Raw genomic sequence first — 15,079 nt, forward strand, 5'->3', positions numbered from 1 at the left:
CTAACCTAAGCTTTGCCTGCCGAAAACAGTCGGCGGACCTGGTCATGGACCGGGCGTGAACCGGAAGGAACGAACGGGACCGTGCGACGCTTGCGCACTCGACTGGCAGGAGCACTGGTCTCCGTGCTCGCCCTCACGCTCACCGCGACCGCCTGCGGAGGGGGCGACACCAAGACCCCGGCCGCGGCGACGGCCACGGCGGCCAACCGCGTGGAGCCCCTGACCGACGCCCCGGAGCCCGACCTCCCGGTGACCGTCACCTCGGCCGACGGGAAGAAGGTGACCGTCCCCGACGCGGAGCGCATCGTGCCGCTCTCCGGCAGCCTCAGCGAGATCGTGTTCACGCTCGGGCTCGGCGACCGGGTCGTCGCCCGGGACATCACCGCCACCTTCCAGCAGGCGGCGAAGCTCCCGGTCGTCACCCGCAACCACGACGTCTCCGCCGAGAGCGTGCTGTCGCTCAAGCCCGATCTGGTCCTCGCCGAGACCACGACGGGACCGGAGGAGGCGATGGACCAGATCCGCGCCGCCGGTGTCCCGGTCCTGGTCGTCGATCCGGCCCAGGGCCTCGACGACGTCGGCCCGCGCATCCGGGCCGTCGCCGACGCACTCGGCGTACCGGCTTCCGGGAAAGAGCTGACCAAGCGCTCCGAAGCGCGAATAGCCGCCGTGCAGAAGGCGGTTGCGGCACCTGCGGCGGACAAGGACAAGCCGCGGGTCGCCTTCCTCTATCTGCGCGGTTCCGCCTCCGTCTATCTCATCGGCGGCAAGGGCTCGGGGGCGACCTCGCTCCTGGAGGCGGCCGGGGCGGTCGACGCCGGCGCCGAGTCGGGGCTGGACAAGGACTTCACCGCCATCACCACGGAGGCCCTCGCCAAGGCCGCGCCGGACGCGATCCTCGTCATGACCAAGGGACTTGAATCCGTCGGCGGCATGGACGGCCTGGTGAGGATCCCCGGCGTCGCCCAGACCCCGGCCGGTATGAACCGCCGGGTCGTCTCGATCGAGGACGGCGTGCTGCTCAACTACGGGCCGCGCACCGACCAGGTGCTCCGGTCGATCGTCGACCAGCTGTACGGGGACGCCAAGTGACCCTTCTGGAGAAGCGGTCGGTGACGGAGAGCTCCGCGCCGCCGCGCCGCGGACGCAGCACCGCCTGGATCCTGACCGTGGGTCTGGCCGTCGCCCTGCTCGTCCTGGTGCCGGTCGCCGCCGGCCTCGGCGCCTATCCCATCCCGGTCGGCGACGCCCTCTCCTCCGTCCAGCACCGGATCGGGCTCGGCGGCGCGGCCCTGGACCGCGTACCGGAGTCGGTCCTGTGGAACGTGCGCTTCCCGCGGATCGTGCTCGCGCTGCTGGTCGGCGCCTCGCTGGGGTGTGCCGGCGCCCTGATGCAGGGCGGGTTCGGCAATCCGCTCGCCGAACCCGGGGTCATCGGCATCTCGTCGGGCGCGGCGGTGGGCGCGGTCGCGGTGATCGCGTTCGGCCTCAACTTCCTCGGTACCTGGACGGTTTCGGTCTTCGCCTTCGTCGCCGGGCTCGGCGCGGTCCTGCTCGTGTACGCGGCCTCGCGCTCCGGCGGGCGTACGGAGGTCGTGACGCTGATCCTGACCGGCATCGCGCTCAACGCCTTCGCGGGCGCGCTGATCGGCCTGTTCCTCTTCTTCGCGGACACCGCCGCCGTCAACCAGATCACCTTCTGGCAGCTCGGCTCGCTCTCCCAGGCGACCTGGCCGAAAGTGCTCGCGGTCCTGCCGTGCGCGGTAGTCGGCGTGGCCCTCGCGCCCCTGTACTCCCGCCGACTGGACCTCCTCGCGCTGGGCGAACGCCCGGCCCGGCACCTCGGCGTGGACGTGGAGCGGCTGCGGCTGACGCTGGTCCTGCTCATCGCCCTGCTCACCGCCGCCGCGGTCAGCGTCTCCGGCATCATCGGCTTCGTCGGCCTGGTCGTCCCGCATCTGCTGCGCATGGCGGCGGGCCCCGGCCACCGCTTCCTCGTCCCGGGCAGCGCCCTGCTCGGCGCGCTGGTCCTGCTGGCGGCCGACCTCACGGCCCGCACGATCGCCGCTCCCGCGGAACTCCCCCTCGGCGTCCTCACCGCCCTCCTGGGCAGCCCGTTCTTCTTCTGGCTGCTCCTCAGAACCCGGCGCAGGCAAGGGGGTTGGGCATGAGACGCCGCCAAGCCATGAGCAGCGGCCAGGTGCCGAGGAGTGGTCAGGTCACGAGGAACGGTCAGGCCGTGCGGTACGCCGGTGTCCTGGCCCTGCGCTACGCCGGCCGCCTGGCCGTCCGATACGCCGGCGCCCTGAGACCCGCCCCTGTCCCGCCTCCCCCGGCCCTCTCCGCCGGGCGGACGCTCAACCAGCCCCAACGCCGCCTTCCCGCCCTCCGCGCACTCCTCGCCGCCCTCGACGACTTCTCCGCCGCGGCGGCCGCCTCCACCCCGTCGGCGACAGTCCACGAGGACGACGCGCTCCGGCGCTGCCCGACCTCCCGCGACCACGACACCCAAGGACCCCGGCCTTGAGACTCCTGCGCCCCCGGCCGACCCCGCCGGCCCCCGCCGAACCCGGAGACGTCCTCGCCGAGACCGAGGGCCTCTACGTCCGCCTCGGCCCCCGAGAGGTCCTGCACGGCGTCGACGTACAGGCCCGGGCCGGCGAGATCCTCGCCCTGGTCGGCCCCAACGGGGCGGGAAAGTCCACCCTGTTGGGCGCCCTCGCCGCCGATCTCCCGCCCGCCGGGGGCACGGTCCGTATCGACGGTCGCCCCACCACGGAGTGGACCACCCCCGAACTCGCCCTGCGCCGCGCGGTACTCCCCCAGTCGGCGACGCTCTCCTTCCCCTTCACGGTCGAGGAGGTCGTCCGGATGGGCCGCGCCCCGCACGCCGCCGCGCCCGCCGAGGACGACCTGGCCGTCGCCGACGCGATGACCCGTACCGGGGTGACCGCGTTCGCCGCCCGGCCCTTCAACGCGCTCAGCGGCGGCGAGCGCGCCCGGGTCGCCCTCGCGCGCGTACTCGCCCAGCGCGCCCCGCTGTTGCTGCTCGACGAGCCGACCGCCGCCCTCGATCTGAAACACCAGGAGCTGGTGCTGCGGCTGTGCCGGGAGCGGGCGCGGGAAGGGGACGCCGTGGTCGTCGTGCTGCACGATCTGGGGCTCGCCGCCGCCTACGCGCACCGGGTCGCGATCCTGTGCGCCGGCCGGGTCGCGGCGGACGGCCCGCCGGCCGAGGTCTTCACCGAGCGGCTGCTGTCGCGGGTCTACGACCAGCCCGTCGAGGTCCTCCAACACCCGCGCACGGACGCGGTCCTGATCACCCCGAAGAGAATCCTTTGAATTTCCTTTGAAGGTTCCTTGGGGTCCGTTTTAGGTCACCGTGATCGGCTCGTGCCCCCAGGTCGACCATGAGAGCTGAATCACCGCATGGGTGGGTATCACGCAGGCAAGCCTCAGTTAAGTTAGGCGAGCCTCACCATCCCTGTGTGAGCCCCGACACGCGATTTTTCGCCATCCTCAGGAGCCTGCATGCGAGCCGCCAGACTCTCCGCCGTCACCGCTGTCGCCACCGCCGCGGCCCTGGCCGCCGTCACCGGCTGCACCTCGAAAAGCTCGGGCGACGGTGACGACGCGATCCAGGTGACCGCCGCCGACTCCAAATGCGGCACCTCCACCAAGTCGGTGGCGGCCGGTCAGGTCACCCTGAAGATCGAGAACAAGGGCTCCAAGGCGACCGAGGTGGAGATCCTCTTTCCGGACGACCGGATCGTCTCCGAGAAGGAGAACATCGGCCCGGGCACCAAGTACACGCTGACCGCCGAGGTCAAGGCGGGCTCGTACGAGATCGCCTGCCGGCCGGGCATGAAGGGCCACGGCGTCCGCCAGAAGCTCACGGTCACCGGCGGCTCGGTCGCCAAGCGCGACCCGAAGCTGGACGCGGCCGTCGCCGCCTACCGCGAGTACGCGCAGGAGCAGGCCGACGCGACGCTCCCGAAGGTGGAGACGTTCGCCAACGCCATCAAGGCCGGGAACATCGAGGCCGCCAAGAACGCCTACGCCCCCTCCCGCGTCGGCTGGGAGGCCACCGAGCCGATCGCCGAGTCGTTCGGGGACATCGACCCCAAGACCGACACCCGCGCCGACGGCCTGGAGAAGGGCCAGAAGTGGACCGGCTGGCACGCCCTTGAGAAGGCGCTGTGGGCGGACAAGAAGATCGGCGCCGAGCAGAAGACCCTCGCCACCGAACTGGTCACCGACCTGAAGGACTGGCAGAAGCGGGTCGGCAAGGCCGAGATCACCCCGACCTCCATGGCCAACGGCGCCAAGGAACTCCTCGACGAGGTCGCCACCGGCAAGATCACCGGCGAGGAGGACCGTTACTCGCACACCGACCTGAGCGACTTCAAGGCCAACGTCGACGGCGCGCAGAAGGCGTACGAGCTGCTCAAGCCGGTCGCCCAGAAGAACGACGCGGCCCTCACGACCGAACTGGACAAGCAGTTCGCCTCGCTCAACACGCTGCTCGACAAGTACCGCTCCGACAGTGCGCAGAACAAGGCGTACAACGGCTTCGTGCCGTACAACACGGTCACCAAGGACCAGCAGAAGGAGCTGTCGGACGCGGTCAACGCGCTCGCGGAGCCGCTCTCCAAGCTCGCCGCCACCGTCGTGAAGTAGGGGACCGACCATGACGGACACACAGGAAGCCGCCGCCGAGGCCGCCGACTCGAAGGCACCCTCGCGGCGTTCGCTGATCGGCTGGGGTGGTGCCGGGCTCGCGCTCGGCGCCGCCGCGGCCGGCGGCGCGGTCGCGGCGGTCCGCTCCGGGGACGACATGGACCCGGCCGCCGCCGAGATGGGCGCGGCGGTCGCCTTCCACGGCGCCAACCAGGCCGGTATCGCCACTCCGGTGCAGGACAGGCTGCACTTCGCAGCGTTCGACGTACAGACCGACGACCGCGCCGAGTTCGTCCAGATGCTCAAGGACTGGACGGCCGCCGCACGCCGGATGACCGACGGGAAGGCGGTCGGCAACGGCGCGTACGGCGGTCTCGCCGAGGCGCCGCCGGACGACACCGGCGAGGCGCTGGGCCTGAAGCCCTCGCGGCTGACGCTGACGATCGGCTTCGGTCCGTCGCTGTTCGCGAAGTTCGGCGAGAAGTTCCAGATCGCCGACCGGCGGCCCGCCGCGCTGGTGGATCTGCCGCAGTTCCCCGGCGACAACCTCGACAAGTCCCGTACCGGCGGCGACCTGTGCATCCAGGCCTGCGCGGACGACCCGCAGGTCGCCGTGCACGCGATCCGCAACCTGGCCCGGATCGGCTTCGGCACGGTCAACATCCGTTGGTCGCAGCTCGGTTTCGGCAAGACGTCCTCGACCACGCCGGGCGCGCAGACCCCGCGCAACCTGATGGGGTTCAAGGACGGCACCCGGAACATCGCGGGCACCGAGACGGACCGGCTGAAGAAGTTCGTGTGGGTCGACGACGGTGACGTGGACGACAACTCGGCCTGGATGACCGGGGGTTCGTATCTGGTCGCCCGGCGGATCCGGATGCACATCGAGACCTGGGACCGCACCTCGCTGCAGGAGCAGGAGGACATCTTCGGCCGGGACAAGGGCGAGGGCGCCGCGGTCGGCAAGGCCAAGGAGCACGACCCGCCGTTCCTGAAGGCGATGAAACCGGACGCGCACGTCCGGCTCGCGCATCCCGACTCCAACCACGGGATCACCATCCTGCGCCGGGGCTACTCCTTCACCGACGGCACCGACGGCCTCGGCCGCCTGGACGCGGGCCTGTTCTTCCTCGCCTACCAGCGCGACGTCCGCAAGGGGTTCGTCCCCCTCCAGCGGAGCCTGTCGGCGACGGACGCCCTCAACGAGTACATCCAGCACGTGGGTTCGGCGGTCTTCGCCGTTCCGCCTGGCGTCCGCGACAAGGACGACTGGTGGGGCAGCACGCTGTTCTCCAAGGAGGCGTAACGCGTGTTCTCCAACTACCTGATCGGACTGCGCGAGGGCCTGGAAGCCAGCCTGGTCGTCTGCATCCTGATCGCCTACCTGGTCAAGACGGACCGCAGGGACGCCCTGAAGCCGATCTGGATCGGCATCGCCGTCGCCGTCCTCATCGCGATGGGCTTCGGCTGCGCGCTCGAATTCGGCTCCCAGGAACTGACGTTCCAGGCGCAGGAGGCGCTCGGCGGCTCGCTGTCGATCGTCGCGGTCGGCCTGGTGACGTGGATGGTGTTCTGGATGCGGCGCACCGCCCGGCACCTCAAGTCCGAACTGCACGGCAAGTTGGACGCGGCCCTGGCGATGGGCACCGGCGCACTGGTCGCCACCGCGTTCCTCGCCGTCGGCCGCGAGGGCCTGGAGACGGCCCTGTTCGTGTGGGCGTCGGTGCACGCGGCGAGCGACGGCACCCCGCGCCCGCTGGTCGGCGTAGGACTGGGCCTGGCCACCGCCATCCTCCTGGGCTGGCTGTTCTACCGCGGCGCGTTGAAGATCAACCTCGCCAAGTTCTTCACCTGGACCGGCGCCATGCTGGTCGTCGTCGCGGCGGGCGTCCTGGCGTACGGCTTCCACGACCTCCAGGAGGCCGACTGGATCCCCGGTCTGACGAACCTGGCCTTCGACATCAGCAACACGATCCCGCCGGACAGCTGGTACGGCACCCTCCTCAAGGGTGTCTTCAACTTCCAGCCGGACCCGACCGTCCTCCAGGTCACGGTGTGGCTGCTGTACCTGGTCCCGACGCTCGCGCTCTTCTTCGCCCCGGTAGGGTTCGCCTCCGGGAAGGGGAAGGTGAAGACACCTGATGAGCAGGGATCGCGGCCCTCGAAGGCTCCGCAGGCTTGACCGGCGCGTACTGATAGCGGCCTCGGTGACCGCTTTGTCGCTGACGGCGAGCGGTTGTGTGGTGGTGCACGGCGAGCGCGAGGTGCTCCCCACGACCACCCGCGCCGAGGCCGCGAAGGCGCTCCAGCAGTTCACGACCGCGTACAACGCGGCGGACAAGGCCTACGACAGTTCGCTCGACGCCGACCATGTCACCGGCGCCCTCGGCGACATCGACGCGGCCCGGCTGAAGGCCGGTCACACCAACAGCCCGTCCGGCAACCCGGCGCACACACCGCTGACGCTGACCGACGCGACGTTCACGATCCCCAAGAAGGCGGGCTGGCCGCGCTGGTTCGTCGCCGAGGCGCAGGGCAACAAGGGCGGAAACCTGCACTGGCTGCTGGTGTTCACCCGCGACGATCTCAACGAGCCCTTCCAGGTGGCGTATCTGACGCTGATCACGCCCGGCTCGCTGCCCAAGGTCAAGAAGGACGCCGCCGGCTGGGCCGAGTCCGTGCCCGCCAACGCCACCGAACTCGCCGTCCCGCCCGGGCAGTTGAGCAAGGACTACACGACGTACCTGAAGAGCGGCGGGCAGACCTTCGCCGCCGGCCCGCACACCAGCGACTGGCGGTCCCAGCGCGCGAAGTCGGCGAAGAAGCCGGGCCTGGTCACGCAGTACATCGACGAGCCGGTCACCAGCGGCGACTACGCCCCGCTGGCGCTGCGCACCGAGGACGGCGGCGCGCTGGTGTTCTTCACGACCCGGCGCTTCGAGAAGGAGACCGCCGCCGCGGGCACCTCGATCCCCACCCCGAACGCGAACGTCCAGGCCCTGACGACCGGCGAGATCAAGCAGTCGCTCACCCTGGAGTTCGTCTCCAACGGGGTGGCGGTGGATCCGAAGAGCGGCGGACAGGTGTCGATCGAGGCCCGCCTGGAGGGGCTGACTTCGGCCGAGGGATCCTGAACGGCTCGGTTCCGCCGGGGAGTCGAGCGGTCAGTGGCGCGAAGGCCAGGCCGCGCTCGCGTGGTCGGGCTCCTCGCCTGCGTACCGGGCGCACGCGTCGGTGAGGGTCTCCAGCAGGCTCAGCGGGTCGGGCAGCGGGTGCTCCAGCCCGCGTACCCACCACACAGACCGGTCGTCGGCACCACCCGGCAGCCGGGCGGGCGGTACGAGGACGTAGGACCCGCGGCAGTGCCAGCGCAGTCCGTTGTGCTCGTCCATCGTCTCGGGGTGGCAGTCCAGCTCGCACGGCCACCACTCGTCCTCGTCCTCGGGGGTGCCGCGGGTGAGGGTGAAGAACAGCAGCCGGCCGTCGGAGCTCTCGGCGACGGGCCCGACCTCGACGCCGGCGCCGAGCAGCCGCTCCAGCGCGGAGCGGCCCGCCTCCAGCGGCACGTCGAGGACGTCGTGCACCATGCCGGTCGCGGTGATGAAGTTGGCCTGCGGCTGATGCCGGGCCCAGCGCTCGATCTGCGCCTTGTCGGTCGTGGACTGCGTCTGCCACGCGAACGACACCGGGTGCCGCGCCGGGGTGGGACAGCCGACCCGGTCGCAGGAACAGCCGTAGCCGGCGGCCGGGTACGCGGCGGGCGCGAGCGGCAGACCCGCTCCGGCAGCGGCCAGCAGCAGGACCTCACGACCACCGTCGCCGGTGGCCTCCTTCGGCCGGCGTCCGCGCAGCCACTGGGCGATTTTCCCCTGCAGGCCGGTCTTGCCGCCGAAGTCCGCGTGGTCCCCGCTCATCTGCACCTCGCCTCGCTGTCGTCCCAACAGCATGCCTTATGGTCGCATCGTCCTACGCTCCGGGGGGTGCAGAGCCGACATCTGGGGTGCTCCCGACAGGGTGGCACCGGGTGTCACCTCGGGGCGAGTCCGTTGAGCGCGTAGTCGACGAGGGTGTCCGTGTAGGCGTGGGAGATCGGTCCCGTGTGCTGGAGCCAGCGCTGGGCGAGCGGGGAGACGAACAGTTCCAGGGCGATACGGGGGTCGACGTCCGGCCGGACGCCGCCGGCGTCCTGGGCCGCGCGCAACCGGTCGACGTAGAGCTGGAGTTGGGGCTCCAGCAGCTTGGCGACGAACTCGCGGCCCAACGGCTCGTTGACGAGCCCCTCGGCGGCCAGCGCCCGGGCCGGCGCCTCGAAGCGGGGGTCGAGCAGCTCGTCGACCGTGGCCCGCAGCACGGCCTTGAGGTCGGCGGCGAGATCTCCGGTGTCGGGGATGCGGTACGGCTCCTGGCCCGCGTCCCTGGCCGCCTGCTCGCCCAGCGCCAGGAACGCCTCCAGCAGCACGTCCGCCTTCGACGGCCACCACCGGTAGATGGTCTGCTTGCCCACCCCGGCCCGCGCGGCGATCCCCTCGACGGTCGTCTTCGGGTAGCCGACCTCCGCGACGAGAGCGAGCGCGGCGTCACGGATCGCCCGCCGGGACCTGTCGCTGCGACGGGTGGCGTCGGGGGTCGCCCGGTCGGAGGTGACGCGGTCAGGGCCGGCGCGGTCGGGGGTGGGCTTCTTGACCATGGGGTGACGGTACCGGCCTGGTGGTTTCTACGGCTGCGAGGTGTTCGGCGGCCAGGCGTCGCCCCAGTCCGCGTCCCGGGCCGCCTTGTACAGGTCGCCGTGGCGTTTGCTGACCGTCGTGCGGCGCAGCTGTTCGTCGGGCTCGCACAGGTCGAGGAGGACCTGGCCCTTGCGGATCTGGGGGCGGCGGATCACGCGGGCGGGCGCCTGGGCGGCGGGCGGGAAGCGGGTCGCGGCGACGTAGCTGAACTTCTCGTCCTCGTACGGCAGTGAGCCGCCCTTGACCTGGCGGTGCAGGGAGGAACGGCTGACCCGGGCCGAGAAGTGGCACCAGTCCGTGCCGGGGGCGATCGGGCAGGGGGCGCTGTGCGGGCAGGGGGCGGCGATGTGGAAGCCGGCGGCGACCAGGCGGGTGCGGGCCTCGATCACCCGGGCGTAGCCGTCGGGGGTGCCTGCCTCGACGATGACGACCGCCTGCGCGGCGGAGGCGCAGGCGTCGACCAGGGCGCTGCGGTCCTGTTCCGTCAGCTCGTTGAGGACGTAGGAGACGGTGACCAGGTCGGTGGGGTCCAGGGTGAGGGTCTTGCCGATGCGGGCCCTTTGCCAAGTCGCCTCGCGCAGGGGCGGGTTGGTGGCGGCGAGTTCCTTGCCGAGGGCGAGGGCGGGTTCGGCCCAGTCGAGGACGGTGACCTTGCGGGGGCCGGGCCAGGTGGCGGTGACGGCCCAGGTGGCCGCGCCGGTGCCGCCGCCGACGTCTGTGTGGGTGGTGGGGGTCCAGTCCGGAGTTGCCGCCGCGAGTTCTTCCAGGGCGGTGCGGGCCGCCTCGAACGTCGCCGGCATGCGGTACGCGGCGTAGGCCGCCACGTCCGCGCGGTCGCGGAGGATGGGGGTGTCGGTGGGGGTGGTGCCCCGGTAGGTGGTGATGAGGCGCTCCACGGCTCGGGACGCCTGCTTGGGCGGGAGGCCGTCGAGGAGAGCGGCGAGGCTCGTGCGGAGGGCTTCCGCCGGGGGTACGGGGGCATTCACCCGCCGATTCTAATCGCGCCCCCGCCGCCCCTCCCCGTCCCGTCCTCGGGGCCGCCGGCCCCGGAATCTAGGTCATATTGCGGATGCCACCGCACAGCGCTCCTCATAGGTTCCATGGCGTGCCACACCATTCCCCCAACCCCAATACGTGAGGACTCCCATGAGTACCGATGTTTCCCGCCGTCACGTACTGGCGGCAGGAGCGGCGCTGGCCGGGGCGGCGGCGCTGATGGCCGGCTCGGAAGGAACGGCCGGAGCGGCGACGTCCACCACCGGTACCGGTGAGGAGAAGTCGAAGGTGAAGCCCACGATCGTCCTGGTGCACGGCGGCTACGCCGATTCGTCCTGCTGGAACGCCACCATCGGGGAGTTGCAGGACAAGGGCTACACCACGGTCTGCGCGGCGAACCCGCTGCGGGGTATTCCGACCGACGCCCCGTACATCGCGAGTCTGCTGGACTCCATCAGCGGACCGGTCGTGCTGGTCGCGCACTCCATGGGTGGCACGGTCATCACGAATGCCGCCGCCGGGAAGGACAACGTCAAGGCGTTGGTCTACATCGCGGCGTTCGCGCCCGACGTGGGCGAGACACAGGGGGAGCTCATCACCAAGTTCCCCGGCAGCGAGGTCGGGCCGGTGAGCGTGCCGGTCCCGTACACGAAGGCCGACGGCACCACCGGAACCGATCTGTACCTGAGCAAGGACGGCCAGGCGGCCTTCGCCGCCGACATACCCACCGCCGACTTCCGGGTCCTGCAGGCCACGCAGCGGCCGTTCGACGCCGACTCCTTCGTCTTCCCGACCACGGCCGCGGCCTGGAGGACGATCCCGTCGTGGGGGCTGGTCGCCGGCCGGGACAAGGCGATCCCGCCGGCGTGCGAGCGCTGGATGTACAGCCGGGCGAACGCGCGCAAGGTCGTCGAAGTGCCGCGCTCGTCGCACGTCGTGATGATCAGTCACCCCAAGGTCGTCGCCGACCTCATCAGGGACGCCGCCAAGGCGATCAGCTGACGCTCGCGGCAAGCGCCCCGGTCCACCACCACGGACCGGGGCGCTTCCACGACCGCGCCCTTCACCTGACCGCCCTCGCCATTCTCGTGGCCGCCCTGGCCCGTGGTCCGTTGTCCGCCGGGCGTCTGCGCGGGTGGACCGTGTTGGCCAGGAGAACCACGAACGTGTCCGTCGCTCGGTCCAGGACCAGGGACGTGCCCGTGAACCCCGTATGGCCCGCGGCGCCTTGGCCTGCCAGGTCGCCCATGAACCAGGGTTGGTCCAGGGCGAAGCCCAGGGCCGGCGGGGTGAGGAGGAGTTCGACGAGGTCGGGGCCGAGGATGCGGGCGGGGCCGTAGGAGCCGCCGGCCAGGAGGGTGCGGGCGAAGATCGCCAGGTCTCGGGCCGTTGAGAAGAGGCCCGCGTGGCCGGCCACGCCGCCCAGGGCCCAGGCGTTCTCGTCGTGGACGACGCCTCGGAGCATGCCTCGGTCGACCTTGGCCCAGGGGCGTCGTTGGTCCTCCGTCGCGGCGGCGCCCGGGCAGGGGCCGAAGGTCGTCGACGTCATGCCCAGGGGGCGGGTGATGCCCTCGTGGACCAGGACGTCCAGGGGGCGGCCCGTGATGCGCTCCAGGACGTACTGGAGGAGCAGCAGGTTGAGGTCCGAGTAGGTGTAGGTGCCGGGGACGCCCACCGGGGGTTCGGCGCGGAGGAGGGTCATGCGTTCCGCGTCGTCCGCGCAGTCGTAGAGCGGGAGTTCGGGGCGCAGGCCGGATGTGTGGGTGAGGAGCTCGCGGACCGTGATGCCGTGTCTGGCCGCCGCGCGGAAGTCCGGCAGGTAGTCGCCCACGCGCGCGTCGATGCCCAGCGTGCCGCGCTCGATCTGCTGGACGGCGGCCACCGAGGTGAAGAGTTTGGTGAGGGAGGCCAGGTCGAAGGGGGTGTCGACGGTGGTCGGGACGCGGGACTTCTTCGGCAGTTCGACGCCCGTGTCGCTCTCCGGGTCGTAGGACTTGTACCGGACCGCCCAGCCCGCCGCCTCCGCCACGGCGATCACCGGACCGCGTCCGGCGACCACGACCGCGCCCGCCGCCCAGGGGCGGTCCCCGGTGGTGAGGTCGTGGACCTCTTTGGCGAGCAGACGGAGTTCCTCGGGGTCGAGGCCGGCACGTTCCGGTGTGTCGTCGCGCAGTCTCGGTGCGCTCAGCTCCCCGCTCCCTCCACGCTCGTACGTTTGTTCCAGGGACGGCAGATTCCCATGAAGCAGGCCAGTGCCACCAGTGCGGCCACCAGTTGGACGACGGCCATCGGGACGGCCGTGTGTTCCCCGGCGATCCCGACGAGCGGCGAGGCGACCGCGCCTATCAGGAAGGACGACGTTCCGAGCAGCGCGGATGCGGAGCCCGCCGCCTTTTTGGTACGCATCAGGGCGAGCGCCTGCGCGTTGGGCAGCGTCACCCCCATGGCCGACATCAGGACGAACAGGGCGGCGGCGACCGGAACCAGCCCGACCTCGCCGAACACGCCCGTCGACATGAGCAGCAACCCGGTCGCGGCGGCGATCACGACGAGCAGACCGGCGCCCAGCACCTTTTCGAGGGCGACCCGGCCGACCAGCACCTTGCCGTTGACCTGGCCGACGATCACCAGGCCGACCGAGTTCAGGCCGAACAGCAGGCTGAACGTCTGCGGGGAGGCGCCGTAGATCTCCTGGATCACGAACGGCGAGGCCGAGATGTACGCGAACAGCGCGGCGAAGGTGAAGCCGCCGGTGAGCATGTAGCCGGTGAAGGGCAGGTCGGCGAGCAGGCGGCGCATCGAGTGCAGGGCCTCCCCCACTCCGCCGCTGTGGCGTTCGGCGGGGGCGAGCGTCTCGGGCAGCCTGGTCCACACGACCGCGGTCAGCAGGGCGCCGACCACGGTCAGGACCACGAACACGCCCCGCCAGTCCGTCACCCGCAGGATCTGGCCGCCGATCAGCGGCGCGACGATCGGGGCGACCCCGGAGATCAGCATGAGCGTGGAGAAGAAGCGGGCCATCGCCATGCCGTCGTACAGGTCGCGGACCACCGCGCGGGCGATGACGATCCCGGCGGCGCCCGCCAGGCCCTGCGCCAGCCGGAAGGCGACCAGGGCCTCCACGGTGGGCGCGAGGGCGCACAGGGCGGTGGCGACGATGTAGACCGCCAGGCCGGTCAGGAGCGGGCGGCGGCGGCCCCAGCGGTCGCTCATCGGGCCGACCACGAGCTGACCCAGCGCCATGCCGAGCAGACAGGCGGTGAGCGTGAGCTGGACGGTCGCGGCGGGCGCGTGCAGGGAGCGGGTGACCTCCGGGAGCGAGGGGAGGTACATGTCCATCGCGAGCGGGGGTGTGGCCGTGAGGCCGCCCAGGATGAGCGTGACGAGGATGCCGGTGCGGCGCGCGGCGAGGACGGGCACCGGGACGGCCGGTTCCGCCATGGGTTCCGCCGCCTCTTCCGCGCCCTGGTGCGGACTCTGCTCCACGCCCTGGTCCAGGCGCGGTGTCGGCGCCCCCTGCTCGGGCATGTGCCCCTCCCTCTCCGAGTGATCCGACACCTATGCTCTCAGCTCGTACACAGTGCCGAGGGTCACACGAGCGGCCGAGGGGCACCTGAGCGAGGGCGGCGCGAGATGGCGGCGGAGAACGTGCGGTGGGGAATTCTGGCGACCGGTGGGATCGCCGCCGCGTTCACGGCGGAACTGGTGGATCTGCCGGATGCCGAGGTGGTCGCGGTGGCCTCGCGGACCGAGGCGTCGGCGAAGGCATTCGCGGAGCGGTTCGGGATCGAGCGGGCCTACGGCGACTGGGGCTCGCTCGCCACGGACGAGGACATCGATGTCGTGTACGTCGCCACCCCTCACTCGGCGCACCGGGTGGCCGCGGGCCTGTGCCTGGAGGCCGGGCGGAACGTGCTGGTCGAGAAGGCGTTCACGCTCAACGCGCGCGAGGCGGAGGAGCTGGTCGCGCTGGCGCGGGGGCGCGGGAGCTTCCTGATGGAGGCCATGTGGATGTACTGCAACCCCATGATCCGGCGGCTGAAGACGCTGGTCGACGACGGCGTGATCGGTGAAGTGCGCACGATCCAGGCCGACTTCGGGCTCGCCGGACCCTTCCCGCCCGCGCACCGGCTGCGCGACCCGGAGCAGGGCGGCGGCTCGCTGCTCGACCTCGGGGTGTACCCGGTGTCGTTCACGCAGCTGCTGCTCGGGGAGCCGTCGGACGTGGTGGCGCGAGCTGTGCTCTCCGACGAGGACGTCGATCTGCAGACCGGAGCACTGCTCAGCTGGGAGAGCGGCGCTCTCGCTTCGGTGCACTGCTCCATCGTCGGCGGTCTGTCGACCTCGGCCTCGATCACCGGCTCTCTGGGCCGCATCGACATCCCGGACGGCTTCTTCTTCCCGGACCGCTTCGTCCTGCACCGCGACGGCCGCGACGCGGAGGAGTTCGCCGCCGACCCGGCCGACGGCCCCCGCAACAGCCTCCGTCACGAGGCCCGCGAGGTCATGCGCGCCCTGCGGTCCGGCGAGAGCGAGTCCCCGCTCGTCCCCCTCGACGGCACCCTCGCGGTGATGCGCACGCTGGACACGATCCGGGAGCGGATCGGGGTGCGGTACCCGAACGAGGCGTGATCCCGGAGACACCGGAACGGGGCGTGACCTCGCGGGATCCCGCT

The 15,079-nt window shown here is 71.4% G+C and carries 15 protein-coding genes; 10 read left to right on the forward strand and 5 right to left on the reverse strand.

From position 1 onward, the window contains the following. Positions 1 to 90: 90 nt before the first annotated feature. From M2283_RS19345 to M2283_RS19380, 8 genes are all read left to right on the forward strand, one after another. The gene (locus M2283_RS19345) at positions 91 to 1,092 is read left to right on the forward strand and encodes a heme/hemin ABC transporter substrate-binding protein (RefSeq protein WP_432423096.1); all 1,002 of its coding nucleotides are present in this window, start codon (positions 91 to 93) and stop codon (positions 1,090 to 1,092) included. Next, entirely contained in the window at positions 1,089 to 2,171 is a 1,083-nt protein-coding gene (locus M2283_RS19350; protein ID WP_432423097.1) for a FecCD family ABC transporter permease, read from the forward strand. Before M2283_RS19345 ends, M2283_RS19350 begins: the two co-directional genes overlap by 4 nt. Further along, complete coding sequence (locus M2283_RS19355; protein ID WP_280877525.1) at positions 2,168 to 2,527, forward strand: hypothetical protein; 360 nt, start codon at positions 2,168 to 2,170, stop codon at positions 2,525 to 2,527. The genes M2283_RS19350 and M2283_RS19355 overlap by 4 nt, the downstream gene beginning before the upstream one ends. Continuing rightward, positions 2,524 to 3,342 (forward strand): heme ABC transporter ATP-binding protein, encoded by an 819-nt coding sequence (locus M2283_RS19360; protein ID WP_280877526.1) that lies wholly within the window; start codon positions 2,524 to 2,526, stop codon positions 3,340 to 3,342. Before M2283_RS19355 ends, M2283_RS19360 begins: the two co-directional genes overlap by 4 nt. Positions 3,343 to 3,531: 189 nt before the next feature. Next, positions 3,532 to 4,680, forward strand: a complete 1,149-nt coding sequence (gene efeO / locus M2283_RS19365) for an iron uptake system protein EfeO (RefSeq protein ID WP_280877527.1) — start codon at positions 3,532 to 3,534, stop codon at positions 4,678 to 4,680. 10 nt (positions 4,681 to 4,690) lie between these two features. Continuing rightward, the gene (gene efeB, locus M2283_RS19370) at positions 4,691 to 5,986 is read left to right on the forward strand and encodes an iron uptake transporter deferrochelatase/peroxidase subunit (RefSeq protein WP_280877528.1); all 1,296 of its coding nucleotides are present in this window, start codon (positions 4,691 to 4,693) and stop codon (positions 5,984 to 5,986) included. A gap of 3 nt (positions 5,987 to 5,989) precedes the next feature. Next, complete coding sequence (gene efeU / locus M2283_RS19375; RefSeq protein WP_280877529.1) at positions 5,990 to 6,862, forward strand: iron uptake transporter permease EfeU; 873 nt, start codon at positions 5,990 to 5,992, stop codon at positions 6,860 to 6,862. Further along, positions 6,822 to 7,814, forward strand: coding sequence for a hypothetical protein (locus M2283_RS19380; RefSeq protein ID WP_280877530.1), 993 nt, complete (start codon positions 6,822 to 6,824; stop codon positions 7,812 to 7,814). The genes efeU and M2283_RS19380 overlap by 41 nt, the downstream gene beginning before the upstream one ends. Before the next feature lie 30 nt (positions 7,815 to 7,844). Here the strand turns inward: M2283_RS19380 and M2283_RS19385 are convergent, their stop codons facing one another. From M2283_RS19385 to M2283_RS19395, 3 genes are all read right to left on the reverse strand, one after another. Beyond that, positions 7,845 to 8,594: a bifunctional DNA primase/polymerase gene (locus M2283_RS19385; RefSeq protein ID WP_280877649.1), complete on the reverse strand. Its 750-nt coding sequence runs from the start codon at positions 8,592 to 8,594 to the stop codon at positions 7,845 to 7,847. 113 nt (positions 8,595 to 8,707) lie between these two features. Continuing rightward, a complete protein-coding gene (locus M2283_RS19390; protein ID WP_280877531.1) occupies positions 8,708 to 9,367 on the reverse strand; it encodes a TetR/AcrR family transcriptional regulator in 660 nt (219 codons plus the stop codon). Positions 9,368 to 9,394: 27 nt separating this feature from the next. Then, positions 9,395 to 10,393, reverse strand: coding sequence for a small ribosomal subunit Rsm22 family protein (locus tag M2283_RS19395; RefSeq protein ID WP_280877532.1), 999 nt, complete (start codon positions 10,391 to 10,393; stop codon positions 9,395 to 9,397). Positions 10,394 to 10,553: 160 nt separating this feature from the next. Here M2283_RS19395 and M2283_RS19400 point away from each other — a divergent pair, with 160 nt between their 5' ends. Further along, complete coding sequence (locus M2283_RS19400; RefSeq protein ID WP_280877533.1) at positions 10,554 to 11,405, forward strand: alpha/beta hydrolase; 852 nt, start codon at positions 10,554 to 10,556, stop codon at positions 11,403 to 11,405. Between the two features lie 61 nt (positions 11,406 to 11,466). Here M2283_RS19400 and M2283_RS19405 read toward each other — a convergent pair whose 3' ends face one another. Together M2283_RS19405 and M2283_RS19410 are read right to left on the reverse strand one after the other, a co-directional pair. Continuing rightward, a complete protein-coding gene (locus M2283_RS19405) occupies positions 11,467 to 12,636 on the reverse strand; it encodes a serine hydrolase domain-containing protein (protein ID WP_280877650.1) in 1,170 nt (389 codons plus the stop codon). Continuing rightward, on the reverse strand, positions 12,588 to 13,844 hold the full coding sequence (locus M2283_RS19410; protein WP_280877651.1) for a multidrug effflux MFS transporter: 1,257 nt from the start codon (positions 13,842 to 13,844) through the stop codon (positions 12,588 to 12,590). The genes M2283_RS19405 and M2283_RS19410 overlap by 49 nt, the downstream gene beginning before the upstream one ends. 192 nt (positions 13,845 to 14,036) lie before the next feature. On the opposite strand from M2283_RS19410, the gene M2283_RS19415 reads away from it, so the two are divergent. Beyond that, on the forward strand, positions 14,037 to 15,035 hold the full coding sequence (locus M2283_RS19415) for a Gfo/Idh/MocA family protein (protein ID WP_280877534.1): 999 nt from the start codon (positions 14,037 to 14,039) through the stop codon (positions 15,033 to 15,035). The last annotated feature ends 44 nt before the right edge of the window (positions 15,036 to 15,079 follow it).

This window comes from Streptomyces pseudovenezuelae (genome assembly GCF_029892565.1).
In the GTDB taxonomy this organism is placed as follows: domain Bacteria; phylum Actinomycetota; class Actinomycetes; order Streptomycetales; family Streptomycetaceae; genus Streptomyces; species Streptomyces pseudovenezuelae_A.

Excerpts from the sequence above, each read along its gene's own strand:
- M2283_RS19410 (WP_280877651.1), bottom strand. The coding sequence starts at position 13,844 with ATGGCGGAACCGGCCGTCCCGGTGCCCGTCCTCGCCGCGCGCCGCACC.
- M2283_RS19380 (WP_280877530.1), top strand. The coding sequence starts at position 6,822 with ATGAGCAGGGATCGCGGCCCTCGAAGGCTCCGCAGGCTTGACCGGCGC.
- M2283_RS19385 (WP_280877649.1), bottom strand. The coding sequence starts at position 8,594 with ATGAGCGGGGACCACGCGGACTTCGGCGGCAAGACCGGCCTGCAGGGG.
- M2283_RS19415 (WP_280877534.1), top strand. The coding sequence starts at position 14,037 with ATGGCGGCGGAGAACGTGCGGTGGGGAATTCTGGCGACCGGTGGGATC.
- M2283_RS19390 (WP_280877531.1), bottom strand. The coding sequence starts at position 9,367 with ATGGTCAAGAAGCCCACCCCCGACCGCGCCGGCCCTGACCGCGTCACC.
- efeB (WP_280877528.1), top strand. The coding sequence starts at position 4,691 with ATGACGGACACACAGGAAGCCGCCGCCGAGGCCGCCGACTCGAAGGCA.
- efeO (WP_280877527.1), top strand. The coding sequence starts at position 3,532 with ATGCGAGCCGCCAGACTCTCCGCCGTCACCGCTGTCGCCACCGCCGCG.
- M2283_RS19400 (WP_280877533.1), top strand. The coding sequence starts at position 10,554 with ATGAGTACCGATGTTTCCCGCCGTCACGTACTGGCGGCAGGAGCGGCG.
- M2283_RS19355 (WP_280877525.1), top strand. The coding sequence starts at position 2,168 with ATGAGACGCCGCCAAGCCATGAGCAGCGGCCAGGTGCCGAGGAGTGGT.